This is a genomic window from Massilistercora timonensis, from assembly GCF_048354975.1.
GTDB classification, from domain to species: Bacteria; Bacillota; Clostridia; order Lachnospirales; family Lachnospiraceae; genus Massilistercora; species Massilistercora timonensis.
Genome location: NZ_DBGCJQ010000101.1, coordinates 1 through 23,703 on the forward strand (window position 1 = coordinate 1; position 23,703 = coordinate 23,703).

Here is a 23,703-nt window from a genome sequence, read left to right on the forward strand (position 1 = left end):
TCCAAAAGTTTAGATTTTCTCAAAATGCTTATCTTTTGGTCTTTGGTTCGGAATAGTGTAGTGCTGGCGGTCTATCTATTGTTTTCGGTTGCTTGCTTCTTTACCGTACATGAGCATTAGATAAAATGAATGTAACACAAAACGACCTGACATGCAAGCCGCCTCTTTTCTCCTATCTCACAGAAAAAGCCCCGGAAACCATCATTTCCAGGGCTTATTAAGAAGGCGCAGACCGGATTTGAACCGGTGAATCAGGGTGTTGCAGACCCATGCCTTACCACTTGGCTACTGCGCCATATGACTCCAACGGGAATCGAACCCGTGTTACCGCCGTGAAAGGGCGATGTCTTAACCGCTTGACCATGGAGCCATAGCACGCCGCTCTCGGCGTGACCGTGGTTTATAATATCACACTCCCCGCCACTTTGCAACGGGTTTTTTGCTTTTTCCCGCATTTTTATCTCCATTGACAAGCGCTCCCGAATCCGCTATCTTGAAAGGAAGAACTTCAGGGAGGAGATTACATGAAAGCATTAGTTTTAGCGGAGAAACCTTCTGTCGCCCGGGACATCGCCCGGGTCCTTGGCTGCCACAGGAATCTTCCCGGCGCCATCGAAGGTTCCAGATATATCGTCACCTGGGCTCTGGGCCATCTGGTCACTCTTGCCGACCCGGAGGCTTATGACCCCAGATTCAAAGAATGGAAAATGGATTACCTTCCCATGGTACCGGCGAAATGGGAGCTGGTGGTGATCCGGCAGACCGCCAAACAGTACGGCCACGTCAAAGCCCAGCTCTTCCGCAAGGATGTGGACCAGATCATTATCGCCACTGACGCGGGAAGAGAAGGAGAACTGGTGGCCCGCTGGATCCTGGAGCGTTCCGGCTGCCATAAACCCATGAAACGGCTCTGGATCTCTTCCGTCACCGACAAGGCCATCCGGGAGGGATTCGCCCACTTAAGGGAGGGCCGCCAGTACGATCCCCTCTATCACGCGGCAAGGAGCCGGGCCGAGGCCGACTGGCTGGTAGGGATCAACGCCACCCGTGCCCTCACCTGCAAGTACAACGCCCAGCTTTCCTGCGGAAGAGTCCAGACCCCTACCCTGGCCATCATTGCCCGGCGGGAGGAAGAGATCCGCTCTTTCCGTCCCCAGGAATACTATGGCCTTACCTGCCTGGCCGGCGGCGTCACCTGGATCTGGCGGCAGAAGAAAGGCGGCAGCACCCGCACCTTCCAGAAGGCTCCCCTAACAGAGCTGGAGCAACGGCTAAAGGGCCAGTCTCTCACCGTCACAGACGTACAGAGATCTTCCAGGAAAACATTTTCCCCAGGGCTCTATGACCTGACAGAACTGCAGCGGGATGCCAATCTGCGGTTTGGCTTCTCTGCCAAGGAAACCCTGAACATCATGCAGCGGCTCTACGAACACCACAAGGTGCTTACCTACCCCCGGACCGACTCCCGGTACATCGGCGCCGATATTGTCCCCACTCTGAAAGAACGGCTGGCCGCCTGCAACATCGGACCCTACCGGAAATATATCCCGGCTCTTCTCAAGGCTCCCATCCGGAGCAGCAAAGCCTTTGTGGACGACAAGAAGGTCAGCGACCACCACGCCATCATCCCCACGGAAGAGTTCGTGCAGCTGGAGCACATGAGCAATGAAGAGCGGAAGATCTACGACCTGGTGGTGCGCCGCTTTATCAGCGTCCTGTATCCCGCCTGTGAATATGAAGAAACCTCCCTTACCGCCCAGGCTGCCGGCGAGACCTTCGCCGCCCGGGGGAAACGGATCCTTTCTTCCGGCTGGAAGGCCGTTTATGAAGACGGCCCGGCTTTGGAGGATGACGATACCGACAGTCAGAATCTTCCGCAGCTGAAAAACCAGGACCGCCTTCCCATCGACCGGGTGAATCTGACTTCCGGAAAGACAAAACCACCGGCCAGATTTACAGAAGCCACCCTTCTGTCCGCCATGGAAAACCCGGCCAGATACATGGAATCCAATGACGCGGCAGCCCGCAGGACCCTGGGGGAGACCGGCGGTCTGGGCACTGTGGCCACCCGGGCGGATATCATCGAGAAGCTGTTCCATTCCTTCCTGATCGAGAAAAAGGGCCAGGAGATCTTTGTCACCTCCAAGGGCAAGCAGCTCCTCTCCCTGGTGCCGGAGGATCTGAAGAAGCCGGAACTCACCGCCGACTGGGAGATGCGCCTTGCCCGGATCGCCAGAGGCGAGCACCAGGAAAAGCAATTTCTCCAGGACATTGAATCTTATACCAAAGACCTGATCCGGGAGATCAAGACTTCCGAAGGGACCTTCCGCCACGACAATCTCACCAATGCCAAATGCCCCCGCTGCGGGAAGCGACTGCTCTCTGTCAACGGCAAGAATGCCCGGCTCCTGGTATGCCAGGATCGGGAGTGCGGCTACCGGGAGACGGTTGCCCGCCTGAGCAACGCCCGCTGTCCCAACTGCCATAAGAAAATGGAACTGATCAAAAAAGGAGAGGAGGAGACCTTTGTCTGCTCCTGCGGATATAAAGAGAAACTCTCCGCTTTCAAGAAGCGAAGAGAAAAAGAAGGCGCCGGCGTCTCCAAAAAGGACGTCCAGCGCTACCTGAAAAACCAACAGACAGAGTCGGTGGGCAATTCCTTCGCCGCCGCTCTGTCTGGCATTAAGATTGATCCGGACGCTTAAAGATCTCAATGGTTCCGGTATCGTTCAGATGTTTCATAAGGGAAAGACCAATGGGGAAGCCAAAGAGTCCTACCACTCCCGCAAGCTGCACGCCGGCAAACATGCTGGCCAGCGTTACCACCGGGTGGAGGCCCAGCTGGCTTCCTACAATTTTCGGCTCAATGATGTTCCGGATGATGGTGATCACCAGATACAGGACAAATAACTTCAGCGCCAGCGAATAGTCTCCCAGAAGAGCCGTGATCACTGCCCAGGGGATCATGATACCGCCGGTCCCCAGCACCGGGAGGATATCGAAGATAGCGATACAAAGCGCCAGGATCACCGCCGGCTCCACGCCGATAATGGTAAATCCAAGCAGCAGTTCGCAGAACGTAATGGACATGATCAGTCCGTAGGAACGGATACATACAAACAGCGTACCCACCATGTATTTCTTCACCTGCAGGAAGATCTCTTTCCCCTTCTCATCCAGCTGCCGCATACAGAAAGCCGTCAGCTTGTCAAAATCCATGGCGATAAAGAAGGTTGAGATCACCATCAGAAGCAGCTTCAAAAACAGCATAGGAAGGGAAGACGCAAAACTGGAGATGGCCTGCATACTCCACATGGACAGGCTGGACATCAGATCCCCCAGCATGGACAAAAGCTGGTTGCTCAGATAATTTACCGTCTCCAGAAGAGTGGGGTCCATCTTCATTACCGCCTGCTCCAGCTCCTGGAACAGCTGCGTCAGCACCGGCTGCACGTAGATCTGTACCAGGGAAGGCAGTTCCACCACCATCTGCGTCGCCCAGGAAAAGGTCTTGATACTCGCCAGCGCCACCAGCACACCCACCGTTCCATAGAACACCAGCACCATCAGCGCCGCCATCAGCTTCCGGGGCGCCTTCGTCTTCCTTGCCAGAAAGCAGGTGGGCTTCTGCAGGGCGTAGGCGATCAGAAGGCCCAGCACAAAAGGCGCAAGAAGCGGGAGCAGGAACCTTACAAAAAGGAATACCACTCCCAGGATGATCGCGAAATATAAAAAATTAATAATAAATTTTCTCTGTCTTTCCATAACGATTTCATTATAAAAAGAGACCTGGTGGGTGTCAATAGTTGGGGACGTGGTATTTTTAAAAATACCACGTCCCCTACAATTTAAGAACAATTAATTCAATTTGCTTTCTACTTCTTTCCCTTCCATCACTGCCTCAATATTCCTGCGGAAGAATTCATATCTGGTTTTATGGAATTTCAGGCCATCTGGCATTCCTGCCGTGTGCGGCGTCAGGATCACATTGGGAAGATCCCTCAATTCGCTCTCAACGGGCAGCGGCTCTTCCTCGAACACATCCAGACAGGCCCCGCCGATCTGTCCTGTCTTCAGAGCTTCGATCAGATCCTCCTGGCAGACAATGCCGCCCCTGGCAGTATTGACAAGAAGCGCTGTGTTTTTCATTTTCTCAAAGGTCTCCCGGGAAAACATATGCCTGGTCTCTTCGTTCAGGTATACATGTACGGTAATAATATCTGAAGTTTTCAACAATTCCTCCAGTGAAGACAGTGTTATATAATCCGCACATTCCTTCACAAAGGGATCGTATCCCAGCACATGGATCCCCATAGGATCGCAGTAAGCCGCCACCCGTCTTCCGATGGCTCCAAGGCCGATGATCCCGATAGTCCTGCCCTTCAGTTCCGCTCCATTATAATAGAGCAGTTTCTCGTCTCGCCGCTGTTTCATAAATGTGTCCAGGAAGGGCAAATTCTTATAATACCCCAGGATCATGGCAAAGGTATGTTCCGCCACCGCATCTGCGTTGACCCCCGCCGCATTGGCCGCCTTCACTCCATGCCGGGTGCAGGCTTCGATATCCACGTTATCGTAACCCGCCCCAGTCTGGACCAGTTTCAGCCGGGCCGCCCTGCCAAGGAGCTCTTCGTCAACTTTTATATGCTCCGGGATCAGGATATCTGTGTCCTGGATATGGTCCTTCTCCTCTCCCGGCCGGACTGCCGTCACTTCCCATTCCCGGGGAAACACTTCCCGGATCCGGGAAACTGTATCTTCTGTATAATAACCTACGATCAGTACCTTCATTTTCTACCTCTATTCCTTCCACTTGATCTTCTGCCAGGCTTCGATAAACACCCGCTTTATATTGGCGATCACCAGTTCTTCCGGCTCATCGCCAAATGGCCCTACCTCAAAAGAAACCAAGGGTTTCCGGGTTACTGACGTACGGTCAAAGAATCCTATTTCCCGTAAAGTCGTAAGAAACCGGGCCAGTTCTTCCACTCCCACTTCGGAATCCGGCACTCCAAAAGGCAGATGTTTATCACCAAAATAGGGTTTCTCCATATCCTTTACATAAGAATTCCCGATGTGAACATGACTCAGGTAATCCCTGGCCTGCCAAAGCGCCTTATGCGGATCCTCCCGCATCACAGGAAAATGACTCTGGTCCAGCAGGATCCCTACATTTTCATATTTCTCCTTTACCCTTCTCACAATGGCCACCGCCTCATTGGTGGGTCCCAGAAGATAATGCCGGTCATAATACCGGTCCCCGGTCTCCACGGAGACGGTCAGCACATATTCTTCTTGTTCTCCCGCTTCCACCGCATAAGCGCACAGCTCCGCCAGGGATTTCTCAAAAGCAGCCAACATGGCATCTTTTTCTTCTTCGCCGGTATATTTCCCGGTGACCACATGCATGATCCGTGCTTTTTCCTGATAACACTGGTCGATGAGCCGCTTTCCGGATTCCACGGAAGCTGCCCTCTTCTCTTCATCCAGGCTGCTTAAATCCATCCCCAGACGGCGAACCGCATCTCCTCCGTTAAACACCACCTGAGCGCCTGCCAGACGGGTGTAATCTCTTGTCATCTCCACGATCTCTTCCTCCGGTGTATAGGAAACTTCCACCGTGGTAAAAAAAGGATCTGTAAGGATCGTCATCAGCCCTTCAAAGAACCGATTCTTATCATCCGCGACCCCGGAAAACAGTTTCGGGAGTACGATCCCCACATCAATATAAGTCTCCCAGCTTTCCCTCATCTTCTGCGTTCCTCCTTATACGATGTATCCTTCTTCGATCAGCGCCGGCAGATCCCGGACACTCTCGATCACATGGGTATGCCAGTATTTCCCCCATGCCGTGATCGGCGTAGAGCCGGAGGTTACCCCGATCACCGCGCGGCAGCCGGCATTATATCCTTCCAGCATGTCCGCCGGAGTATCTCCTACTTTGATCACTGTGCGCACATTCTGGATATTCAACTCCTGCATTGCATGATACAGCATAAAAGGAGCCGGACGCCCTTTTCCTTCCGGCACCATGTCCAGATCTACCGCACAGTCTACCAGTCCGTCTCTTGTCCAGCCCAGGCATTCAAAGATCGCCTGGTTTACATCAGAGTGAAAGCCAGTATCTGTCGCCACCTTGATATCATTTTTATGGCACCACTCAAACACTTTGGAAGCCCCTTCGATCTCCTGGCAGTCATGCCGGTAATAATCGATCATGATCTCTACATAACAGTCGTAGATCTTTTTGGCCAGTTCATAGGTGTCTTCGAAGATATCTTCCTCAAATCCCCGGAAATCCATGATCCTTCCCTGATTCTTGGCGATCAGGAACTGATAGAGATGTATCTTGTTGGTTCCCATCAGATTGGCGATCTCATCAGGTGTTGCCTTTAAGTCATACTGTACTGCCGCCTTATAAAGACAGTCTCTTACCGCGTTATCGTCCTTTACCGTAGTTCCTGCCAGGTCGAAGACCGCAAGTTTGATCTGTTGATTCATTTTTTATGTCCTTCCTTCCATTACTAATGTTCGGATCATCGATGTTATGTCGGTGATCCCCAGACGCGCGCCGTCTTTCAGCGCAAGCCTTTGCCCCGGATCATAAGCCAGGAAAAATCCATTCATCTGCCTTACATGTTCCGGATCATATCCATGAAGCCCCCGCATATCATGATATTTTTCTTCAGACCGCCCCATAATGTCCTCGGAGCAAAGTCCCCTCTTCATCTCCAGGATGGCTCTGGGACTCCTTAATCGTCCGCGCGCCGCGCTTCTCTGATTCTGTGTACAAACACGCCCCTCACCGTCTTTGAGCCAGGATACCTTCCGGATCTTTCCGCTCTCTTCCATACAGCGGACCACCGCCTCATCAGTCTCCGCCGAAAGGTCGCTGAAAAACTGCATACACCCGCTCCCATCGGTGAGAAAGAGCATCCTGCCCTCCCGGATCTCCCGTTCAAACCCATGCTCCATCGCGTAAATATTGGGAAAGAAATTTTCTTCCTTATCCAACATTCCATGGTCCGAGAAAAAGAGCAGCTTCTCAATGCCACAGCTTTTTGCCGTGCGAAGCAACTCTTTTGCATAGGCGGTCATGTGGTCGCAGGCCAGCGCTGTGCGCTCTCCTTCCACACCGTAAATATGCGCCGCCCCGTCATATTCTTCAAAATGAGCCGCAATAAAATCTTTGTCTCCGGTTTCCATCTCCTGCTTCAAAAGCTTCAGAGCTCTCTGGTCCTTCTCGTAAGCTGCCTGGACACCTTCCGCCGCCTCATGGGTAGTCAGTTCCTCGCTGTAGTTCTCTCCCGGAAGTCCGTCTCCCAGCGGCCAGTTAATGCTGGCACACTTCAGACCTGCCGCCGCGAACTCATGGACCACCGTATCTTCCGGCATGATACGCCGGGCTTCCTCCACTGTCGGCCGGTAAAGAGAAATCTTTTCAAATCCCGGTCCTTCCATGACCAGATTTTCCATAATCCCATGTTCCTGCGGCGTTTTTCCGGTCAATATACTCACATGTGCAGGAACTGTGATAGACGGATATACGGTCCAAAGTTCCTGCACATGAATGTCAGAGCTGTGATATTTCCAGGCATTTTCAAAAACCTTCGCCGGCATCCCGTCCAGAGATACCAATACCACCTGATCTTTCATAGACTAGTTTCCATTCACCTCGTCCAGTGCCGCCTGGGCTGTTTCATAAGCCTCGTCCAGCGCTTCCTGGGCCGGAACATTTTCAATCTCCACCTGATCGCAGGCGATCGTCAGTGCATCATAGATCTTGCCGCCCGTGGGATCTTCCGGCAGGATAGAGGCGTGGGTAGACTGAGTAAAGGGTACCAGCGCCTGAGGATTCTCTTCGGTGTAAGCCTTGAACTCTTCTACCTCCTGAGTAGAGAGACGAACTGCTACATATCCAGTTTCCATGGACCATTTTGCCTGATTCTCCGGTGTGGTCATAAACTTCATAAACTCATAAACGCCCTGTTTCTCTTCATCGGTAGAACCTTCCAACATAACGTTCTGAAGCACTTCCGCTGTCGGATAGGACGGATTCTCGCCCCAGCCCGGCTGCTCAAGCGCCGCCACGATACTGAAGTCCAGATCCGCCTGGTCTCCGGAAGAACCGGTATATCCGCCGGCCTTATCCTGCAGCACATCATCAATGGTGTTGTACCAGTACTCCCATCCCTGTCCGCCGGAGTGGATCTTCATGATCTGATCATCGTGGATCCATTTACGGAAGCTTTCCCATACTTCCACCCACTCCTGGGAATTGATCATAACCTCTGTTCCGTCTTCATTCAAAAGGGTCCCGCCGTTACTGAACACCGCGTCTACCAGGTTTTTATAACCCCACATGGGCTCCCAGCCAACCATGCTTCCGCCTGTGGTGTCGTAGATCTTCTGGGCAGCCGCCTCCAGATCCTGCCAGGTCTTGATGGACGCCGGGTCAACTCCAGCCTCCTCAAAGGCCTTGATATTGTAGTACAGCACCTGAGTGGTCCCGTATGCCGGGAAGGCAAAAAGCTTGCCGTCCTCGTCAACGCCCTGATCATAGAACACGTCCATGTAATCTTCCCTGTCAAAATCCTCATCTTTTTCTACATAAGGATTAATGTCTGCGATCAGGTTCTTGTCAGACAGGTTTCGCGCCTTATCCACGTCGATCAGGGCTACATCCGGAGCATTATCCCCGGCGATTCCTGCCTGCAGCTTTTCATAAGTCTCTGTATAATCTGCCTGCGTGGTCCCCACGATCTCATATTCGTCCTGGGAAGCATTAAACTCTTCGATCATCTCTCCCAACACATTGACCGCTGTCTTACCGCCAGAATACCAATATTCGATCTGGATCTTTCCGTCCTCTGTTGTGGTAGTCTCGGCCTCATCCGATCCGCCGCAGCCTGCCAGCAGGGACAACGCCATAACTCCGATGAGTCCGCAGGAAATCAGTCTTTTAAATTTCATATCTTTTTTACTCCTTTCATCTCTTTTCATACATACTTGCTTTTTGTCTTGTCTTTCGTCTGCGCTTTTTATCTTACATACGGTTTATCAAATAATCTTCAAGGCATTTTTAAAATTCTGTAAAGCTAAAACCTGCTTCTTTTCAGGTGGAGCGCTGCTCCGTTTCCCGGCTTATATGAACTTTTCCCGCGACTTGCGGATATTTTCCCGGAACCGCTTCTCATCGCTCCGGATCAGCCCCTCACACAAAAGATCTACCAGTCCGATCTGCGCGATCCTGGACGCCGCCTTTTCCCCGCCTTCAAAGGAAACAGACGGCGTGACAAAAACATGGTCGCAGCAGCGGGCCACCGGACCGTCTTTCCTTCCCAGTATCCCTATTATCCTGGCTCCGGCTGATCTGGCCGTCTGGACTGCTTCCACGATCACTCTTGTGACGGCGGACTGAGAGATGACGATGACTACGCTCTGTTCATTCAGATACTCTGCGCTTACCTTCTGCAGGAACAGATCCGTATAAATCCTGCCGGGAATCCCCATATGCAGAAGTCGGCACGCCAGTTCTCCCGCCACAAAGGCCGATCTCTCCACCCCGTAAATATCTACAGACCCGGCTCTTCCCAGCAGCCGGATCACCTCTCGAAACGTTTCTCTGTCAATTCCTTCCGCCATTTCCCGCAGCAACTCCACATCCTGCCTGAGGCTGTCTGTCGGGATCGCTCCACGCATCTTCTCTTCCTTCCGGATCAGCGTCCCCTCTCCCCACTGTTTGAGCACCTCATCGCGGAACTGTTTCCAACTCTCATACCCCAGCCGATGTACCAGCCGTACTACCGTCGGCTGTCCGATCCCTGCGCCCGCCGCACACTGACGAAGCGTCATGGTCTCAATCTGTTCTTCCTGTTCCAGCAGATATCTGGCCGCCTTCTTCTCCTGACGGGGAAGATTGGCTAATTCCATCTGCAGATCTGTTTTCCATCCCTTTTCCATTCTGTAGCATTGCTCCGTTTCCTGTAAGATTTGTTTTCCATAAGCCGGGCTTTTGCGCGCAACTCCTGGAATTTTCCTCGCGCCGTCAGCCACCGGACTCCTTTTTCTTAATCTGGTCTTTACATTTCTTTACTTTTTCTTTTCCATCGGCGCAAAAAGCAAGAAGACTGAACCCAGTTCCCCGTGTTCAGCCTCCCGTTTTCCTTCGCTCCCCTCTCTAGACCCGCTTCCGTGTATAGGCGTCAAAAACATGTACCTTATCCATACGGAAAGAAAAATTCACATCGTCTCCTCTTTTGACCGTACTGTCCGCAGGAACCCTGACCGCCACGTCCTTCTTCCCGTAAGCCAGATACAGATACCGGGTAGCTCCCAGATTCTCACTGACCCGCACGCTGCTGGCAATCCCGTCCGGATCCAGGACCATGTCCTCCGGGCGCACGCCCACGATCACTTCCTCCCCGATACGGTTTTTCTCTTCCATCCGTTTTGCCGTCTCTGCTGTAACGGGAAATATCCGGTCGTCGATCTTCAGACACACCTGCCCTGCCTCATCCACCATACATTTCCCATGGAAGAAGTTCATCTGGGGCATCCCAATGAATCCTGCCACAAATGTATTGGCCGGCTCATCATAAAGTTCCCTCGGCGACGCCACCTGCTGGATCTCCCCCTCCTTGAGTACCACGATCTTGGTCCCCAGCGTCATGGCTTCTGTCTGGTCATGAGTCACATAGATGAAGGTAGAATCCAGCTGCCGGTACAGCTTCAGGATCTCAGCCCGCATCTGGGTCCTTAACTTGGCATCCAGGTTGGACAGCGGCTCATCCATCAGGAACACTCTGGGCTTACGGATAATGGCACGTCCAATCGCCACCCGCTGTTTCTGCCCGCCGGACAATTCCCCCGGCTTGCGGTCCAGCACTTCTGTAAGATCCAGGATCTTCGCCACCTCCTCTGCCTTCCTGCGGCGCTCCTTCTTCGGTACCTTGCGGATCTTCAGGCTGTAAGCCATATTTTCCCACACGGACATATGAGGATACAGGGCGTAATTCTGGAACACCATGGCCATATCCCGGTCGCAGGGCTGTACTTTGTTGATCACTTTACCGTCCATACAAAGTTCGCCCTGGGACACCTCTTCCAGCCCCGCGATCATCCGCAGCGTGGTGGATTTCCCGCAGCCGGAGGGACCGACAAAGATAACAAATTCCTTTTCCTCAATCTCAAGATTAAAATCTTTCACCGCCTGAAATCCATTTTCATATTCTTTATATACATGCTTTAACTGTATTTCGTTCACTGATGCGCCCTCCTTCTCCTAGCCCTTCATGCCGGTATCTCCGCCGATTCCGCTGATAAACCATTTCTGGGTAAAGGCAAAAAGGATCAAAAGCGGCAGCACGATCAACGTGCTTCCTGCCATAACCAGCGCCCATTCTGTTCCGTAAGCTCCACCCTCAATGAAAAATTTCCGAAGTCCCTGGGATACCATCATCTTGGAATCGGAGTCCGTGATCAGGGATGGCCACATGTAATTGTTGTAACAACTGATAAAATTCATCAGACCAAAGGTGATAAATGACGATTTTGTGATCGGGCATACTACTTTCCACAAGATCTTCCAGTGGCTTCCGCCATCGATCCTGGCCGCCTCCACCAGACCTTTTGGCACCTGCATGAACGCCTGGCGCAGCAGGAAAATCCCGAAAATGCTGACGCAGTTGGAGATGATCAGACCGGTAAATGTATCCAGAAGCTTCATATCCGACAGAATAATATAACTGGGAATGTAAGTAGCCGCCGTGGGCACCATATAAGTACACATAATGATCCCGAACAAGACGCCCCTCCCCTTAAAAGCGAGAAATACGATGGCATACGCGATCATGGCGCCGGTAATGATCTGGATCAGAAGAGTAAAAACCGAGATATACAAACTGTTCCCCACATAGCGCATCAGCGGCGAATCGGTAAACACACTGACAAAATTCTGCCACTGAAAAGTCTCCGGGAAAAAGCTGCTCACATCCATGATCTCTTGTTTGGTTTTCAACGCACTGATGATCATCCAGATAAAGGGGAAGATGGTGAACACACTGAAGATAATAAGTATAACGGCTTTTCCTCCCATTCTGATTCCTTTTCCAATACTCATCACACATCCTCCTTTCTAATAGTGGACCCATCTCTTGGATGCAGTAAACTGTACTGCTGAGAGCACAATGGTGATCAGGATCAGAACAATTGCCACTGCCGTGGCCTGTCCCATATCAAACTCCTCGAACCCAAGCTGATAATACATATACAGAAGCGTCCTGGTACTTCCTGACGGCCCGCCCTGGGTCAGGATCTGGATCTGGTCGTAGGCCTGCAGGGAATTGACCATGGTGATGATAGACAGGAAAAAAGTGGTGGGAGACACCCCAGGCAACGTAACATCCCTGAACCGCTGCCATCCCCTGGCGCCGTCCAGGGCACTGGCTTCATAAAGTTCTTCCGGCACCTTCTCAAGCGCCGACAGATAGAAGATCATCGCATAACCAAGACTCTTCCACACCGTTACCAGAATCACTGCAAACATGGCCGTGTCTGAACTGTTGATCCACTCCAACCCCGGAAGATGGAGAAAATTGAGGATCGCATTGGCGATTCCGGTATCCGGGTCATAGATCCACACCCACACAATAGAAATTGCTACCGTCGGCGTGATCCAGGGCGAAAATAAGATAAATTTTACAATCCCATTCCCCTTAAACGCCTTCTGCATGAGAAGTGCCAGCATAAGCCCCAGTACGATGGTGGGGATCAGCGTTCCCAGACAGAACACCACAGTATTCCACAGGGCATCATAGAACCTGCTGTCATGAAACAGGTTGATAAAATTCTCAAAGCCCACAAAATTATACTCCGGCATCATATAATCCCAGTCGGTAAAACTGATGTATACCGTTCGAAGAATCGGATAGATCCAGAAAACGATCAGCGGGATCATCGCCGGAAGGATGAATGCACTGACCGTTCCTATTTTCTTTAATCGGATTTTTTTCGTCATAGTATCGTTCCTTCCATAATTACTCAACCTTGACAAGACTATTTATACGATAACAGCGGTTGATTAACGGTTTTTAATGGAAAGATTAAATGTTGGTAAATTCAATTGGGGACGTGGTATTTTTAAAAATACCACGTCCCAGATTGAAAATACCCTGTCCCTTTTTAACTCTTGCAAAATTTTATTCTTGTGCTTATAATGGATTTGTGCCCATCGGGCACTACAATACGGGGAGCTGGCAGGAGTCGGCTGAGAGGAAGCGCATTCCCGCTTCGACCCGCTAACCTGATTTGGATAATGCCAACGTAGGGAGAAGATACCGGAGTACATTGCGGAAGATGCCCTGCGCATCTTCCTTTTTTTATTCCCCGGGGCTCAAATTAAGATCCTCGGGCATTTCACGGGCGGCCTCCGGTATCGGCATGATTCCTGATCATCATTTCTGATCAAGAGAAAGGAGTCGTATGTAACATGACACAGAAAATGACAACCAAGAAACTGGCCATGGCCGGTGTCCTCACCGCTCTGGCCACAGTGGGAAGTATGATCAGCTTCCCGGTAGCCGGCAGCCAGTGCGCGCCGGTACAGCACATGGTCAACATCCTGGCCGCCGTTACGTTAGGCCCTGGCTGGGGCGTAGGCGTTGCCTTCTGCGCAAGTCTTCTGCGCAATATCCTTGGGATCGGCAGTCTGATGGCCTTCCCGGGCAGTATGATCGGAGCCTTCTGCTGCGGCATGGTTTATGCCAAATGGAAGAAGCTTGCTCCCACCTGCGTGGCCGAAGCGCTTGGCACCGGTATCCTGGGCGGGATCGCTGCGTATCCGGTAGCGGAATTCCTGATGGGGGCAGGTCCGGCAGGACTGTTTGTCTATGTAGTTCCCTTCCTGATCTCCACGGTAGCAGGAAGTATCCTGGCCTTTGTACTGATCACAGTATTGTCCAAAGGCGGGGTTTTGAATCAGTTAAAAACAGCGTAAAACGCGAGAAACAAGCGGCAGGCCGGGGACACCACTTTCTGCCGCTATAGAAAAGCCGCAGCGCTTTGCCGCGGCGATCACCTGTTCACAAAAAGCACAGGGTGAAGGCGTCAGCATCGGATCTGGGAAGCGTAGTCTCTTACGCTGCCCGGTGGTTCTGCTGACGCAAAATATATTTTCCATATTATAAGGAGGCAGGACAAAATGAGAAACTACACAACCCAGATGGATGCGGCAAGAAAAGGAATCCTGACACCGGAAATGAAAACGGTGGCGGAAAAAGAACATTTTCCGGAAGAAAAGCTGATGGCCCTTGTGGCTGAAGGAAAAGTGGTGATCTGCGCCAACAAAAAGCATACCTGTCTGGACCCGGAGGGGATCGGAAGTATGCTGCGCACGAAAATCAATGTGAACCTGGGGGTATCCCGGGACTGCAAGGACTATGATATTGAGATGGAAAAGGTTATGAGCGCGGTAAACTTAGGCGCAGAGGCCATTATGGACCTCTCCAGCCACGGCAATACACAGCCCTTCCGCCAGAAACTGACCCGGGAATGCCCGGTGATGATCGGAACCGTCCCTGTCTATGACAGTGTCATTCATTATCAGAGAGACCTGGCTACTCTGACTGCCCAGGATTTCATCGATGTGATCCGGCTGCACGCTGAGGACGGGGTGGATTTTGTCACGCTCCATTGCGGCATCACCCGCAAGACCATCGAGCAGATCCGGAAGCACAAACGGAAAATGAATATTGTAAGCCGGGGCGGAAGCCTGGTTTTTGCCTGGATGAGTATGACAGGGGAAGAGAATCCCTTCTATGAATATTTTGATCAGATCCTGGAGATCTGTGAAGAATACGATGTGACCATCTCTCTGGGAGACGCCTGCCGGCCCGGATGTCTGGCGGACGCCACCGACGTATGCCAGATCGAAGAACTGGTGCGCCTGGGCGAACTTACCAAGCGGGCCTGGGACCACAACGTACAGGTGATGGTGGAAGGACCGGGGCATGTGCCCCTCAACCAGGTGGCTGCTAATATGGAAGTGCAGAAAAGCCTGTGTATGGGCGCGCCCTTCTATGTGCTGGGACCGCTGGTCACTGATATCGCTCCCGGCTATGACCATATCACCGGCGCTATCGGCGGCGCGGTGGCTGCCATGAGCGGCGCGGCTTTCCTGTGCTACGTCACACCGGCAGAACACCTGGCGCTCCCCAACGTGGAAGATGTAAAACAGGGGATCATCGCTTCCAAGATCGCGGCTCACGCAGCCGACATCGCCAAGGGAATCCCCGGCGCCCGGGACATTGATGACCAGATGGCCGAAGCCCGGCGCAATCTGGACTGGGATGCTCAGTTTGCCTGCGCTCTGGATCCGGAGACCGCCAAGGCCATCCGGGACAGCAGAAGCCCCGAGGACGACCACAGCGACACCTGCAGCATGTGCGGAAAATTCTGCGCAGTGCGCAGTATGAATAAAGCGCTGGCCGGGGAATATATCGATATTTTATAAAAGGGACAGGGTATTTTCAATCTGGGACGTGGTATTTTTAAAAATACCACGTCCCAAATTGAATTACGCCCGGAAATCCTGTAAAATAATTTTCGTCAATATGCCAATGAAATCAGTAGGGAAGGAAGGATCTGTCATGGAACGGGTATGGTGGAAGGAATGTGTGGTCTATCAGATCTACCCCCGCAGCTTCAGGGACAGCAACGGAGACGGGATCGGGGATCTGAACGGGATCACGGAAAAACTGGATTATCTGAAGGAACTGGGCGTGGACGTGATCTGGCTCTCGCCGGTCTATCAGTCGCCCAACGATGACAATGGGTACGACATCAGTGACTATCAGGCGATCATGAAAGAATTCGGGACCATGGAGGACTTTGACCACCTCCTTGACGAAATGCACCGACGGGGTCTGCGCCTGGTCATGGATCTGGTGGTGAACCACACTTCCGACGAGCACCCCTGGTTCCTGGAAAGCCGCAGTTCCCGGGACAACCCTTACCGGGACTACTATATCTGGCGGCCTGCCAGAGACGGGAAAGCCCCCAACAACTGGGGTTCCTGCTTCTCCGGCTCTGCCTGGGAATATGACCGGACCACGGATATGTATTATCTCCACCTCTTCTCCCGGAAGCAGCCGGACCTGAACTGGGAAAATCCAGCCGTCCGCCGGGATGTCTTCGCCATGATGGACTGGTGGCTGGACAAGGGCGTGGATGGATTCCGCATGGACGTGATAAGCCTGATCTCCAAGGATCCCGCCTTCCCCGACGGAACTCCAGGGATCAACGGATACGCCAGCTTCAACGAAACTGCCAACGGCCCCCGGGTCCACGAATATCTTCAGGAAATGCGCCGGGAGGTTCTGGACGGCCACGACACCCTGACGGTGGGGGAATGTTCCGGGGTCACCCTGGAGGAAGCCAGAAAATATGCCCGCAGCGACGGGCGGGAGCTGAATATGGTCTTCCAGTTCGAGCACATGGACGTGGACGCCGACGGCTCCAACAAATGGACGGACCGCCGCTTCGATCTGCGGGATCTGAAAGCCATCCTCACCAAATGGCAGAAAGGACTGGATACGGTGGCCTGGAACAGCCTGTTCTGGGAAAACCACGACCAGCCCCGGTCTGTCTCCCGGTTTGGTGACGACGGCCCTTACCGGGAGGCTTCCGCGAAAATGCTGGCCACCTGCCTCCACTTTATGCAGGGCACGCCCTATATCTACCAGGGGGAAGAACTGGGCATGACCAACGCGCCTTTCCGGGACATCTCCGACTTCCGGGACCTGGATAGTATCAATGCCTACCACGAACTCACCGGCCAGGGCGTCTTTACCAAAGAGGAAATGCTCTGCCGCCTGCGAAAGAAAAGCCGAGACAATGCCCGCACGCCATTCCAGTGGAGCGACGACGCTAACGCCGGCTTCACCACCGGAAATCCCTGGATCATGATAAATCCCAATTACCGGGAAATCAACGCCAGGGAGCAGCTGGCCCGGGAGGACTCTGTCTTCCATTATTATCAGAAGCTGATCCGCCTGCGCAAAAGCCTTCCCGTCATGGTCTACGGAAGCTATGACCTGCTCCTCCCGGAAGATCCGGACCTCTATGTCTACACCCGGACCCTAGATGAAGAAGCGCTGCTGGTCATCTGCAATTTTTCCTCAAAGCCCCGCGCCTTTTCCCTTCCGGAAGGCTGGCGCCCGGGAGAAATGGAACCTGTGATCGGCAATTATCCCGATCCTTCCGCCGACCTTCGCCCCTATGAAGCAATCGTTTATCGCAAAAGTAACGGAGAATCATTATGTCTGTAAATTATGTTCATCTGCCGCATTCACCCCAGGAATCTGTAACACCGGATCCTTTCGATCTGGCCTGCGCCCAGGCTGCCCACCGGTTCCACAGCAGTATCCCGGAGTACGCCCCCACGCCCCTTGTAAGCCTCCCTTCTCTGGCGGCTAAAACCGGCGTGGCCTCCATCCATGTGAAGGATGAAAGTTACCGCTTTGGCCTTGACGCCTTCAAAGTCCTGGGCGGCAGCTACTCCATCGCCCGTAAGCTTGGCGAACTGCTGGATATCCCTGCAGAAGACCTCTCCTATGAACTTCTCACCTCCAGGGAGATCCACGACAAGACCGGCACGCTGACCTTCGTCACCGCCACTGACGGCAACCACGGCCGGGGCGTGGCCTGGACTGCCAGCCGGCTGGGACACCAGAGCGTAGTCTACATGCCCAAGGGAAGCGCCCAGGAGCGTCTGGAAAATATCCGCCGGGCGGGAGCGAAGGCCCAGATCACGGATCTCAATTACGATGACGCTGTGCGCCTGGCCAACCAGAAGGCTGAGGAAAACGGCTGGATCATGGTCCAGGACACCGCCTGGGAAGGCTACGAAGACATCCCCCGCTGGATCATGGAAGGGTACCTGACCCTGTCCCTGGAAGCCTGGGAGCAGCTAAATGGAATCACTCCCACCCACCTCTTCCTGCAGGCAGGGGTAGGGGCCTTCGCCGGAAGCGCCGCCGGATTCTTCTCCTGTGTCCCGGAAACCAATCCGGTGATCACCATTGTAGAGCCGGACAAAGCCGACTGTCTCTACCGCACCGCCCGGGCAAATGACGGGAAACTTCATCCGGTCACCGGCGACATGGACTCCATGATGGCGGGCCTTTGCTGCGGAGAACCCTGCACCATCGGCTGGGAGGTACTGCGGCAAAAAGCAGATTACTTTGTCTCCATGTCCGACGATGTAGCCGCCCTGGGTATGCGCATACTGGGAAATCCTCTTGGCAGTGATCCAAAGATCATCTCCGGCGAGAGCGGCGCCGCTTCCATGGGATTTGTCACCGCCCTTCTGACGGATAAGAAATTAGAAAATCTGAAAAACGCCATGGGGATCAATGAACATTCCCACATCCTGTGCGTCTCCACAGAGGGCGCCACAGATCGGGAAAACTATCAGAAGATCCTGACAAAAGGGCCGGTGGAACTATGATCCACCGGCCTTTTTTCTACCTGTTCTCCAACCTGCCGTTCTCCGGCTTACACTAATCGTTTTTTCTCCGTCTTAACGCTTCTGTCCCAATGATCACTCCGCCGGACACCAGAAGAAGTCCTGCCGCTGCTCCTACCGGAGACGTATCCCCTGTCTGCACCTCTCCGTTACTCTTCTGATTGTCAGCGGAATCCTTGTCCTCCTTGTTTTTATCCGTATCTTTGTCCGGGTTGTCTGTTCTTGGATTATCTTCGCCCGGTGTATCTTCCTCTGGTTCCTCCGGATCCGGCTTCACCTCTCCTTTTTCCGCATAGGAATATACAAAGGTGGTCCTTTCATCCGCGATGGTCCTTTTCTCTGTGATATCCGGAGACCAGCTTCCCGCCTCATATCCTTCTGCCGGGGCCTGTCCCACAGCCGGAGCGTCCGCCTCGATCGTACCCTCTGCCGCCGGATCGCCGTTTTCATCCCGCAGGGTCACAAGTCTCTCCACAAGCTCAGAAGTCCCGTCATCCCAGGTACCGTTTTTCACTTCAAATGAAGCCTCCATCTGATACTGATCCGGGATCTTGTCTCCTTTGCCCTCCGGTCCAAGATTGTCTTCCCGCCATACAAATTTGATCACAATGTCTTCCTCTCCTGCGATACCTTCCACTCCATATAACGCAGGATCTGTATCCGTCATCCCGGTAACCGTCTTCTTCTCCTGGATCCATCCACGGCTGGTTATCGCGGTTCCCATATCGATCTTATTTCCCTCGCGGCGGGTATAGGTGCTGGTTCCACCTTTCGTATCACTGAGGCTTCCGTCCCGGTTATAATATTCCGTTGTCAGCGTTACCGTCACCTTCGCCAGATACGCAAGTCCTGCCTTTTCCAGCGCATCGGCGGTTTCCGTTCCCTTTCTGGCCACAAGATTGGTTACCTGCTCAAAAGCGTTCTCTCCTACGGAAGTGATCGTATCCGGCAGGGTGAGGTCGGCGATGTATTTGCAATCGGAAAATGCACCGTCTGCCACTGCTGTCACCGGCTTGCCTGCGATCTCGTCCGGAACCGTAAGCATCATAACCGCGCCGGTATAACCCTCAACCGTAATACCCTCTGCATTGGTGGTGTAGAGGAAGGCGCCTTCCTTATTCACAACCTTGACTGTGCACTGGGCGGTCGCAGGCCCTTCCTGTCCCGCATTTGCCCCGGCGCAGGTGGCTGTGATCACAGCAGTCCCTTCACTTGCAGCGGTGACTATTCCATTTTCATCTACCGTGGCAACCTCTTCATTGTCGCTTTCCCAGGTGACATCTTTATTGGTGGGATTGCCGGTGAACTCTTTCACTGCAAGCGTTCCTTCCTCACCTTTAACAAGTTTCAGCTGGGAATTGTCTAACGTGATGGATTCCGGATACCGGTCAATAACGGTATACTCAAACTTACCTGGCATTCCCTCCAGCGTCTTTAATGTCGTAGTCCCATTAACAACCAAAAGCGGGATTCTCTTACCCACATCGCCAAATGCAGATAAACCCAAAGAAGTAATATTATCGGGGAGCAGGACCTGTGCCTCTTGCAAAGAAGTACAACCATTAAAAGCATTGGCTCCTACCGTTTTCAATGTTGAGGGAAGCGTTACATCCGCAAGCTGATCGCAGTCTTTAAATGCTTCCTTTGCAATAGATGTCACACCCTCTGGGATCACAATGTCCTGGATCGCTGTGCTGTAAAATGCACGCTCTCCAATCGTCCTCAGCGTTGACGGTAGAGTAACGGAAGCCAGATTGTCATCTCCGTTAAACGCCTGCTTCCCGATTGTGGTAACCCCCTCCGGGATCACCACACTTGTAATGTTATCATCCAGCCAAAAACTGTATGTACCAAGCTCTGTCACTGGCTTCCCATCAATGGTGGCAGGGATCTCAACTTCCCCTCCCGCCCCATTATACCCGGTAATGGTTACCGCGTTTCCATTCACTTCATATTCATATACGTCTTCCACGCCTTCAACTGTAAATGTACAGGAATCGCTGGCAGGAGCCGCCTGCCCTTCATTTTTCCCTACCGATGTGGCAGTGATCACCGCGGTCCCTGCGCCCACCGCAGTCACCAGACCGTTCTCATCCACGGTCGCCACATCTGGATCACTGGTGGTCCATGTAAGCTCTTTGTTTGTGGCATTTGCGGAAAATCCGTCGGCTTTCAGCTGGAAGGTTGCGCCTTCCGTCAGTGTCTGCTGGGATTTATTCAGAGAAAATCTATCCGGATAGATAACATCTGCTCTCACCTGCGGATCCCGGGAAATCTTTTCTTTCACCGCAGTAGCGCCGGATTCTGTTTCTTCTTTCTGCTGTGCGTCATCTTTCTTCCGGTTTTCTTCATTCTCTTCCTCCGTGATCGTCTCTTCCTCAGAAACCACAACCCCGGCAGTATCTTCCTGGGCAAATACCAACGTCCCCGCTGACGGGACTGCCGCTGCCGACAGGATTACCGCTGCCAGGCTGATACATGCCCCTCTCTTCATCCATCCAATGATCCTTTTCCGTATCATATTGTCTTAACCTCCTTCATGTATGCTCAATCCGTCTGTCAGACAATCATAACGAAGGAGTATTAAGTTCCGGTCATCCTTCTGCAAACTTCCTTTTAAATCCCGGTAAAGTCCCCCCTGTTCCGAAAAAGAAACCGGCGGGAATGATTCCCGCCAGCCCTTTCATTCATTTCAAAAAGAATACTACTACATCCACCAGGAACACTGCCGCCAGGATCCCGGTCACAATGTCAAATGTCCTGGGCTTCATTTTGCCTGCCAGCCGCTCAAACAACGGCTGCAGCACGTAGAGGAAGACCATCCCCCCAATACCGAACCGGATACTGGGATTCAGTGCGATCCGCCCCTGGAAATTAAAGGCGAATCTCCGGTAATCCCACATCCATTCCCCGGTGGCCGCCTCCATGATATAGCTTCCGATCAGCTCCACCACCGTGGTGATCACCACGATCCCCAGGAACACCAGAACCGGCGTGATATTAAGCTTCCCTACTGTGATCCGCTGTTTCTTGAGGCCGCTAAGGGAGAAGATCAGGATCAGCGCCCCCACTCCGTAAATGATACAGTAAGGGCCAAAAAGCGCTCCCCGGTTGGAGAATCCCCAGCGGTACACCACCACTTCCAGGAATACTTCATAGATCCAGCCGATCACGGAATAAAGCATAAAATAAAAGAAGTATTCCTCTGCTTTTCGCTTCATCTCTCCTGTTTCCCTAGTGAACAAACTTGGAGGTCAGGATCATTTCCTCCGGCTTCATGGCCTTTTTCACAGTTTCCTCGAATCCATCCGGTCCGATCTCCTCGAAGGAGACGGAGATATCATCGTTGCTCCAGCAGCCGGACTCACTGGCCAGGCACTCCTGCAGCTTGTGGGCCAGGTTCTCCTTCATCTCCCGGCTTCTTCCCGGATACAATTTTACACTGATATGTGGCATATGTTTTCCCTCCTATGCACGTAATGATTTCTGTCCTAACCTTACCATCTACTCCCCGGCCTGTCAATAGATCCCTTCCGCCGCCTCAAGCCAGGCCTCGGCCATTAATTTCGCCCCTTCCCGGGTTAAATGGGTCCCGTCCACGGTGACGGCCTCGTATCCCAGCTCCTTCGCCGCCTGATTCAGCCGGTCGTGAAGGGGCAGGAACGCCGCCCCTTCTTCCGCCGCGATCTGCCGCTCCAGTTCCTCGATCCTCTGGATCACCGGGATCCAGTTGGCGTACTCCAGCGGATGGGGGAAGATAAAGGGCCCCAGGCACAGGATCTTCGCCCCTGTCTCCTCCCGGATCCGCCCGAGAAGCTTCCGGTAGCTGTCCGCGAAGCCCTGTTCTTCCAGGGTCTTCCCGGTATTCATATACACTGCCGCGTCGTTACTTCCAATCTGCACCGTCACCAGGTCCGGATGGAACTGAAGGCAGTCGTACTCGAACAGCCGCAGCAGCCCCGACACGGTGAACCCGTCGTGTCCGGAGTTGCGGACGAAATCCTCTCTCCCCATCTCTTTTAACCGCTCCGCGATCAGAGCCACGTACCCGTTCCCAAGCCCCGCCTCATCCACGTTCAGCTTGTGGAAGGCATCGGTGATGCTGTCTCCCATAAATACCAGCTTCATATCCTTCGTCCTCTCTTAGTTCTGATACCGGATCTCCGGCTTGTCCTCCAGTTCATACACCGCCAGGGCGCTCCCCTCAAGATCCTCCCGGCGAAGGTCCACTGCCCGGATCCGGGAGTTGTCGTAAGTCTTATAGTAATACACCCCGGTCCGGGTGTTCACACAGCAGGAATAAGTGGTGATGTCGTAGGCTCCGGAAGCCGTCACCACGCTTCCCCGCACCATGCTCACATTGTCCAGGATGTGAAAGAACTGGGATACATTGGCTCCCTCCTCCTTCTCCCCGGCAGAGTTCCATTTCAGGAAGGCTGCTTTCACAAACCGGGAGGCGGAAGACGCGTCCCCCGGAAGCCCCAGACCTCCCATACCTTCCGCATAAGGCGCAAGATCCAGCCCATTGGAGAACCGGCTGCCCGGGTGGGCCGCCGTCACATTGAGATAGTTGGCCAGGTTCATCTGATGGTAGGGAAATGGGGGATTGTTAGTCAGCACTCCCGCCGGATTGTCATAGAGCTTAAGCCCTTCTTCCACCATCTCCGCCACCAGGCACCGCTCCTGGTCGGCGATCATCCAATGCAGCGGCGCCGGCGGCATCTGGAGCGCGAAGGCGGTATCCCGGATATTGGCCTTATGAAGAAGTTCCTCCGCCTGAGACACCGACGCGCAGGTTCCCAGAAGCCAGGGGATCAGCTCGAAGGTGGCCACGTTGTATCGCCCTTCCTCTGCCCGGGGGCTGTAGCAGGCATTTCCCGGAAAATTCAGTCCCGCCATGGCAAGGCCTTTCTCGTTTACTGCCTCTGCGTAGAGCGGGGTATCCCCGGCCACCGCTCCCATCCCGATCAAGGCGAAATGCGGTCCCTCTTCCTTCTCCATCTCCCGCCAGCGGAAGGGATGGTTCCTGGGCGTGACCACCACCTTCTCCCCAAAGGAAGACTCCAGATCCAGGTTCCTTCCAAAGTAAAAATCTCCGTTTTCATAAGTGATACAAGTACACATTTTTCTGCTCCTCCTTATGTCTACTTTGCCCCGATCCCCCGTTTTTATTGCCG

20 protein-coding genes, 2 tRNA genes and 1 riboswitch are annotated in these 23,703 nt (G+C 53.2%); of the genes, 5 read left to right on the forward strand and 17 right to left on the reverse strand.

Annotation, left to right across the window (positions count from 1 at the left end; all coding sequences use genetic code 11):
• Positions 1 to 223: 223 nt before the first annotated feature.
• A tRNA-Cys gene (locus tag ACML7B_RS08945) sits at positions 224 to 295 on the reverse strand.
• Between the two features lie 3 nt (positions 296 to 298).
• A tRNA-Glu gene (locus tag ACML7B_RS08950) sits at positions 299 to 370 on the reverse strand.
• A 154-nt stretch (positions 371 to 524) separates the two neighbouring features.
• Here ACML7B_RS08950 and ACML7B_RS08955 point away from each other — a divergent pair.
• Positions 525 to 2,705: a DNA topoisomerase III gene (locus tag ACML7B_RS08955; protein WP_418540724.1), complete on the forward strand. Its 2,181-nt coding sequence runs from the start codon at positions 525 to 527 to the stop codon at positions 2,703 to 2,705.
• Here ACML7B_RS08955 and ytvI read toward each other — a convergent pair.
• From ytvI to ACML7B_RS09005, 10 genes are all read right to left on the reverse strand, one after another.
• Positions 2,683 to 3,765 (reverse strand): sporulation integral membrane protein YtvI, encoded by a 1,083-nt coding sequence (gene ytvI, locus ACML7B_RS08960; RefSeq protein ID WP_346707274.1) that lies wholly within the window; start codon positions 3,763 to 3,765, stop codon positions 2,683 to 2,685. The genes ACML7B_RS08955 and ytvI overlap by 23 nt on opposite strands.
• Before the next feature lie 93 nt (positions 3,766 to 3,858).
• Positions 3,859 to 4,791 (reverse strand): NAD(P)-dependent oxidoreductase, encoded by a 933-nt coding sequence (locus tag ACML7B_RS08965; RefSeq protein ID WP_418540726.1) that lies wholly within the window; start codon positions 4,789 to 4,791, stop codon positions 3,859 to 3,861.
• Positions 4,792 to 4,800: 9 nt separating this feature from the next.
• Positions 4,801 to 5,751, reverse strand: coding sequence for a sugar phosphate isomerase/epimerase family protein (locus ACML7B_RS08970; protein ID WP_418540727.1), 951 nt, complete (start codon positions 5,749 to 5,751; stop codon positions 4,801 to 4,803).
• A gap of 15 nt (positions 5,752 to 5,766) precedes the next feature.
• Positions 5,767 to 6,501: an HAD hydrolase-like protein gene (locus ACML7B_RS08975; protein WP_418540728.1), complete on the reverse strand. Its 735-nt coding sequence runs from the start codon at positions 6,499 to 6,501 to the stop codon at positions 5,767 to 5,769.
• A gap of 3 nt (positions 6,502 to 6,504) precedes the next feature.
• Positions 6,505 to 7,656, reverse strand: a complete 1,152-nt coding sequence (locus tag ACML7B_RS08980; RefSeq protein WP_418540729.1) for an alkaline phosphatase family protein — start codon at positions 7,654 to 7,656, stop codon at positions 6,505 to 6,507.
• Between the two features lie 3 nt (positions 7,657 to 7,659).
• On the reverse strand, positions 7,660 to 8,973 hold the full coding sequence (locus tag ACML7B_RS08985) for an ABC transporter substrate-binding protein (RefSeq protein ID WP_418540732.1): 1,314 nt from the start codon (positions 8,971 to 8,973) through the stop codon (positions 7,660 to 7,662).
• Between the two features lie 171 nt (positions 8,974 to 9,144).
• A complete protein-coding gene (locus ACML7B_RS08990) occupies positions 9,145 to 9,963 on the reverse strand; it encodes a MurR/RpiR family transcriptional regulator (RefSeq protein WP_418540733.1) in 819 nt (272 codons plus the stop codon).
• A 217-nt stretch (positions 9,964 to 10,180) separates the two neighbouring features.
• Positions 10,181 to 11,266, reverse strand: coding sequence for an ABC transporter ATP-binding protein (locus tag ACML7B_RS08995; RefSeq protein ID WP_418540736.1), 1,086 nt, complete (start codon positions 11,264 to 11,266; stop codon positions 10,181 to 10,183).
• Between the two features lie 18 nt (positions 11,267 to 11,284).
• Positions 11,285 to 12,121, reverse strand: a complete 837-nt coding sequence (locus ACML7B_RS09000; protein ID WP_418540738.1) for a carbohydrate ABC transporter permease — start codon at positions 12,119 to 12,121, stop codon at positions 11,285 to 11,287.
• A 15-nt stretch (positions 12,122 to 12,136) separates the two neighbouring features.
• On the reverse strand, positions 12,137 to 13,018 hold the full coding sequence (locus ACML7B_RS09005) for a carbohydrate ABC transporter permease (RefSeq protein ID WP_418540739.1): 882 nt from the start codon (positions 13,016 to 13,018) through the stop codon (positions 12,137 to 12,139).
• A 218-nt stretch (positions 13,019 to 13,236) separates the two neighbouring features.
• A riboswitch (TPP riboswitch) is annotated at positions 13,237 to 13,347 on the forward strand.
• 142 nt (positions 13,348 to 13,489) lie between these two features.
• On the opposite strand from ACML7B_RS09005, the gene thiW reads away from it, so the two are divergent.
• The 4 genes from thiW (at position 13,490) to dpaL (ending at position 18,508) form a co-directional block, all read left to right on the forward strand.
• Complete coding sequence (gene thiW / locus ACML7B_RS09010) at positions 13,490 to 13,996, forward strand: energy coupling factor transporter S component ThiW (RefSeq protein ID WP_418540740.1); 507 nt, start codon at positions 13,490 to 13,492, stop codon at positions 13,994 to 13,996.
• A gap of 204 nt (positions 13,997 to 14,200) precedes the next feature.
• Positions 14,201 to 15,511, forward strand: a complete 1,311-nt coding sequence (gene thiC, locus ACML7B_RS09015; protein ID WP_418540742.1) for a phosphomethylpyrimidine synthase ThiC — start codon at positions 14,201 to 14,203, stop codon at positions 15,509 to 15,511.
• A gap of 136 nt (positions 15,512 to 15,647) precedes the next feature.
• Entirely contained in the window at positions 15,648 to 17,327 is a 1,680-nt protein-coding gene (locus tag ACML7B_RS09020; RefSeq protein ID WP_418540745.1) for a glycoside hydrolase family 13 protein, read from the forward strand.
• Positions 17,318 to 18,508, forward strand: coding sequence for a diaminopropionate ammonia-lyase (dpaL, locus tag ACML7B_RS09025; RefSeq protein ID WP_418540747.1), 1,191 nt, complete (start codon positions 17,318 to 17,320; stop codon positions 18,506 to 18,508). Before ACML7B_RS09020 ends, dpaL begins: the two co-directional genes overlap by 10 nt.
• A gap of 52 nt (positions 18,509 to 18,560) precedes the next feature.
• Here the strand turns inward: dpaL and ACML7B_RS09030 are convergent, their stop codons facing one another.
• From ACML7B_RS09030 to bsh, 5 genes are all read right to left on the reverse strand, one after another.
• Positions 18,561 to 21,047: a leucine-rich repeat protein gene (locus tag ACML7B_RS09030; protein WP_418540748.1), complete on the reverse strand. Its 2,487-nt coding sequence runs from the start codon at positions 21,045 to 21,047 to the stop codon at positions 18,561 to 18,563.
• Positions 21,048 to 21,213: 166 nt separating this feature from the next.
• A complete protein-coding gene (locus ACML7B_RS09035) occupies positions 21,214 to 21,747 on the reverse strand; it encodes a putative ABC transporter permease (RefSeq protein WP_418540751.1) in 534 nt (177 codons plus the stop codon).
• A gap of 13 nt (positions 21,748 to 21,760) precedes the next feature.
• Positions 21,761 to 21,982 carry a tautomerase family protein gene (locus ACML7B_RS09040; protein WP_346707281.1) on the reverse strand — a complete coding sequence of 74 codons (222 nt, stop codon included), beginning with the start codon at positions 21,980 to 21,982 and terminating at the stop codon, positions 21,761 to 21,763.
• 63 nt (positions 21,983 to 22,045) lie between these two features.
• Positions 22,046 to 22,654 (reverse strand): SGNH/GDSL hydrolase family protein, encoded by a 609-nt coding sequence (locus ACML7B_RS09045; RefSeq protein WP_418540754.1) that lies wholly within the window; start codon positions 22,652 to 22,654, stop codon positions 22,046 to 22,048.
• 15 nt (positions 22,655 to 22,669) lie between these two features.
• Positions 22,670 to 23,650 carry a choloylglycine hydrolase gene (gene bsh, locus ACML7B_RS09050; protein ID WP_418540756.1) on the reverse strand — a complete coding sequence of 327 codons (981 nt, stop codon included), beginning with the start codon at positions 23,648 to 23,650 and terminating at the stop codon, positions 22,670 to 22,672.
• Positions 23,651 to 23,703: the final 53 nt, after the last annotated feature.

Bases quoted from the DNA above. Each gene is read 5' to 3' on its own strand.
- ACML7B_RS09040 (WP_346707281.1), bottom strand. From the start codon at position 21,982: ATGCCACATATCAGTGTAAAATTGTATCCGGGAAGAAGCCGGGAGATG.
- ACML7B_RS08955 (WP_418540724.1), top strand. From the start codon at position 525: ATGAAAGCATTAGTTTTAGCGGAGAAACCTTCTGTCGCCCGGGACATC.
- ACML7B_RS09005 (WP_418540739.1), bottom strand. From the start codon at position 13,018: ATGACGAAAAAAATCCGATTAAAGAAAATAGGAACGGTCAGTGCATTC.
- ACML7B_RS08970 (WP_418540727.1), bottom strand. From the start codon at position 5,751: ATGAGGGAAAGCTGGGAGACTTATATTGATGTGGGGATCGTACTCCCG.
- ACML7B_RS08980 (WP_418540729.1), bottom strand. From the start codon at position 7,656: ATGAAAGATCAGGTGGTATTGGTATCTCTGGACGGGATGCCGGCGAAG.
- bsh (WP_418540756.1), bottom strand. From the start codon at position 23,650: ATGTGTACTTGTATCACTTATGAAAACGGAGATTTTTACTTTGGAAGG.
- thiC (WP_418540742.1), top strand. From the start codon at position 14,201: ATGAGAAACTACACAACCCAGATGGATGCGGCAAGAAAAGGAATCCTG.
- ACML7B_RS09035 (WP_418540751.1), bottom strand. From the start codon at position 21,747: ATGAAGCGAAAAGCAGAGGAATACTTCTTTTATTTTATGCTTTATTCC.
- ACML7B_RS09030 (WP_418540748.1), bottom strand. From the start codon at position 21,047: ATGATACGGAAAAGGATCATTGGATGGATGAAGAGAGGGGCATGTATC.
- ytvI (WP_346707274.1), bottom strand. From the start codon at position 3,765: ATGGAAAGACAGAGAAAATTTATTATTAATTTTTTATATTTCGCGATC.
- dpaL (WP_418540747.1), top strand. From the start codon at position 17,318: ATGTCTGTAAATTATGTTCATCTGCCGCATTCACCCCAGGAATCTGTA.
- ACML7B_RS08990 (WP_418540733.1), bottom strand. From the start codon at position 9,963: ATGGAAAAGGGATGGAAAACAGATCTGCAGATGGAATTAGCCAATCTT.
- thiW (WP_418540740.1), top strand. From the start codon at position 13,490: ATGACACAGAAAATGACAACCAAGAAACTGGCCATGGCCGGTGTCCTC.
- ACML7B_RS09000 (WP_418540738.1), bottom strand. From the start codon at position 12,121: ATGAGTATTGGAAAAGGAATCAGAATGGGAGGAAAAGCCGTTATACTT.
- ACML7B_RS09045 (WP_418540754.1), bottom strand. From the start codon at position 22,654: ATGAAGCTGGTATTTATGGGAGACAGCATCACCGATGCCTTCCACAAG.
- ACML7B_RS08975 (WP_418540728.1), bottom strand. From the start codon at position 6,501: ATGAATCAACAGATCAAACTTGCGGTCTTCGACCTGGCAGGAACTACG.
- ACML7B_RS08965 (WP_418540726.1), bottom strand. From the start codon at position 4,791: ATGAAGGTACTGATCGTAGGTTATTATACAGAAGATACAGTTTCCCGG.
- ACML7B_RS09020 (WP_418540745.1), top strand. From the start codon at position 15,648: ATGGAACGGGTATGGTGGAAGGAATGTGTGGTCTATCAGATCTACCCC.
- ACML7B_RS08985 (WP_418540732.1), bottom strand. From the start codon at position 8,973: ATGAAATTTAAAAGACTGATTTCCTGCGGACTCATCGGAGTTATGGCG.